Here is a 3,676-nt window from a genome sequence, read left to right as displayed (position 1 = left end):
GCGAGCCGCCCGCGCGGCCGACAGACCGGCCAGCGAGGCTCCGACAATGACGAGGGACTCCATGAAGGACCCCTTTCGAAAGACAGACAACGGATGGGTGGCGACCCGGATCAGCGGCGAGAGGCCGGTTCCCGGGTGTGAGGCGCAAGTCGTGCAACACGGTTCGTAATGTGAGATTCAGAGTGAGTCTCGCGCAGAGGGAGCGTCAAGGGGTTCTGTCAATGCGACGCGAGAAATTTACAAAATGTCGTGCTGTGGCCTGGATCACGAATCGACTGGCGTGGACCTCTTGACAGCACGCATTGCCGGTCTCCACGCTTGTTGCACATTGCAATGCTTGTTGCTCATGGTGAGCCAGCTCGGCCGGCGCGGATTGCCCGGCACGGCAGGCCCGTCCTCAGGAAAGGATCCGCTCCGATGCACAAGGCCTGTCCCCTCAAGGACCTCGCACCCGGTGACGCCCTGCGCCTCGACACCGTCCCGCCCATCGCCGTGTTCCACACGGAGGAGGGCGAGCTGTTCGCCCTCGACGACACCTGCACCCACCAGGACGCCTCGCTCGCCGACGGCTGGGTGGAGGACTGCGAGGTGGAGTGCCCGCTGCACGCGTCCAAGTTCAACCTCCGCACCGGCGCGGTGGACGCACCCCCGGCCAAGCTGCCGGTCCGGACCCACAAGGTGAGCGTCGTGGACGGCGACATCATGGTCGAGGAGTCGACCGAGGCCCCGAACCTGCCGCCCGGGCTCACGGCCCACGGCCACGAGTCCCAGTCGAACTGAAAACCGGTCGACCCCAGCACGACATCCGCAGGTCAGGAGAACCGCCCATGAGCACCACCCCTCGCGTCGTCATCATCGGAGCCGGCATCGTCGGCACCAACCTTGCCGACGAACTCGTCCAGCGCGGCTGGACGAGTGTCACCGTCCTGGAACAGGGCCCGCTGCCCCTTCCCGGCGGCTCGACGTCGCACGCGCCCGGACTCGTCTACCAGACGAACCCGTCCCGGTCGCTCACCCACTTCGCGCAGTACACGGTGGAGAAGCTCATGTCCCTGGGCTGCTTCAACCAGGTCGGGGGCCTCGAGGTGGCCACCACGCCGGCGCGGCTGGAGGAGCTCAAGCGCAAGGTGGGCTACGCGACGTCGTGGGGCCTCGAGGGCCGGCTGCTGACTCCCGAGGAGGTGGTCGCGCAGCACCCCCTGGTCAACCCCGAGATGGTCCTGGGCGGCTACCACGTGGCGACGGACGGGCTCGCCCTGGCCGCCAAGGCGGTGCAGGTGCTCATCGACCGCACCACCCGAGCCGGCGTGACCTACTGCCCGGAGACGACCGTCACGGGCATCGAGCGGTCGAACGGCCGCGTGACCGGTGTGACCACGCCGGACGGAACCGTGCCGGCGGACATCGTCGTCTCCTGCGCCGGGTTCTGGGGCCCCGCGATCGGCGAGATGGCCGGCATGCCGTGCCCCATCCTGCCGCTGGCCCACCAGTACGTCTTCACCTCCGCGGTCCCCGAGCTGGTGGGCAAGCACGACGCCCCGAACGGGGCAACCCTGCCGATCCTCCGGCACCAGGACGCGGACCTCTACTACCGGGAGTGGGGGGACCGGATCGGCATCGGCTCCTACGCGCACCGCCCGATGCCGGTGGACCTCTCCGACCTGCCGCACTACGCGCCCCGCGACATCGCCCACGACCGGATGCCCTCCCGTCTGGACTTCACGCCCGAGGACTTCACCGAGCAGTGGGCCGAGAGCCAGCGCTTCCTGCCGAGCCTGCGCGGCAGCGAGGTGGCCGAGGGCTTCAACGGGATCTTCTCCTTCACCCCGGACGGGGGCCCGCTCATCGGCGAGTCCCCGGACCTCGCCGGGTTCTGGGTGGCCGAGGCGGTGTGGGTCACCCACTCCTCGGGCGTGGCCAAGGCCATGGCCGAGCTGCTGGTGGACGGCGTCCCGGAGACGGACCTGCACGGCTGCGAGCCACCCGGTTCGACGACGTGCAGCTGTCCCCGGAGTACGTCGAGGAGACGGGCAAGCAGAACTTCGTGGAGATCTACGACGTCCTCCACCCCCTCCAGCCCCGGGAGTCGCCGCGCAACCTGCGGGTCAGCCCGTTCTACCCCCGGGAGCTGGAGCTCGGCGCGTTCTTCCTGGAAAGCCACGGCTGGGAGCGCCCGCACTGGTACGAGTCCAACGCCGCGCTCCTGGACCAGCTGCCCGAGGAGTGGCGGGAGCCGGAGCGGGAGCCGTGGGCGGCGCGGTACCACTCGCCGATCGCGGCGGTCGAGGCGTGGAAGACCCGCACCGCCGTGGCGATGTACGACATGACCCCGCTCAAGCGCGTGACGGTCGAAGGGCCGGGGGCCGCCGCCCTGCTGCAGCGGCTCACCACCGGCAACGTCCTGCGCAAGCCGGGCGCCGTGACGTACTGCCTCCTGCTCGACGAGAAGGCCGGGATCCGCAGCGACATCACCGTGGCCCGGCTCAGCGAGAACCTGTTCCAGGCCGGCATCAACAGCAGCGTCGACGTGGCGTACCTGTCCTCCGAGGCGAACCGGCAGAGCGCCGAGGACCCCACCGCCTGGGCCCTGGTCCGGGACACCACCGCCGAGACCTGCTGCATCGGGCTGTGGGGCCCGAAGGCCCGGGAGGTCATGGCGAAGGTCTCCCGTGACGACCTGTCCAACGACGGCCTGAAGTACTTCCGCACCAAGGAGATCCGGGTGGGCGGCCTGCGGGTCACCGCGATGCGCCTCTCCTACGTGGGGGAGCTCGGCTGGGAGCTGTACACCACCGCCGACCAGGGGCTGCGGTTGTGGGACCTGCTGCACGAGGCGGGCCAGGAGTTCGGGATCGTCCCCGCGGGGCGCGCGGCCTTCAACAGCCTGCGCGTGGAGAAGGGCTACCGGTCCTGGGGCACCGACATGACCACCGAGCACACCGCGGTGGAGGCCGGGCTGGACTTCGCCGTCAAGAAGGACAAGGGCGAGTTCGTGGGCTCGGAGGCGGTGGCCTCCGACGGTCAGGTCCGGCGCCGGCTGCGCTGCCTGACCGTCGACGACGGACGCTCCGTGGTCCTGGGCAAGGAGCCCGTGTACGTGGACGGCGCCGCCGCCGGCTACGTCACCAGCGCAGTCTTCGGGCACACCGTGGGCCGGCCGGTCGCCTACGCCTGGCTCCCGCCGGAGATCTCCGAGGGCGACGGCGTGGAGATCGAGTACCTCGGCGAGCGCGTCCCGGCCACGGTCAGCGCCGAGCCGCTCGTGGACCCCGGCATGGAGCGCATCCGCGGCTGAGGCCCGGCCTCCCGGGGACGGAGTGCGTGCCGCTCCGCCCCCGGCCCCGTCCCGGGACCGGGACACCCCAGCACGACTTCTGTGATCGAGCACCGTTCCCGGTGCCGACGACGACGAAAGGCAGTTCCAGCATGCACAAGGTCAAAGGCGTGGTGTCGAAGGGCAAGAACCAGCCCGTCAGCGTGGAGACCATCCTGGTCCCGGACCCGGGACCGGGCGAGGCCCTGGTGGACGTGCTCACCTGCGGGGTGTGCCAGACGGACCACCACTACGTCGAGGGCGGCGTCGGTGACGACTACCCGTTCCTGCTGGGCCACGAGTCCTCGGGCATCGTCTCGGCGGTCGGTGAGGGGGTGACGGAGGTCGCCGTGGGCGACCACG

General features: G+C 70.2%; 2 protein-coding genes and 1 pseudogene. All 3 read left to right on the top strand.

The window, feature by feature from the left end; all coding sequences use genetic code 11:
• The first annotated feature begins 417 nt into the window (after positions 1 to 417).
• Positions 418 to 780, top strand: coding sequence for a bifunctional 3-phenylpropionate/cinnamic acid dioxygenase ferredoxin subunit (locus BJF77_RS01460; protein ID WP_047802167.1), 363 nt, complete (start codon positions 418 to 420; stop codon positions 778 to 780).
• 47 nt (positions 781 to 827) lie between these two features.
• Positions 828 to 3,295: pseudogene (locus BJF77_RS01455) on the top strand (FAD-dependent oxidoreductase).
• Positions 3,296 to 3,426: 131 nt separating this feature from the next.
• Positions 3,427 to 3,676, top strand: a 250-nt coding sequence (locus BJF77_RS01450) for an alcohol dehydrogenase catalytic domain-containing protein (RefSeq protein WP_158041155.1), incomplete at its 3' end; no start/stop codon positions are given.

Origin of the sequence: Kocuria sp. CNJ-770, assembly GCF_001942375.1 — a bacterium.
Taxonomy (GTDB): domain Bacteria; phylum Actinomycetota; class Actinomycetes; order Actinomycetales; family Micrococcaceae; genus Kocuria; species Kocuria oceani.
This window is presented reverse-complemented; position numbering and strand designations above follow the sequence as displayed.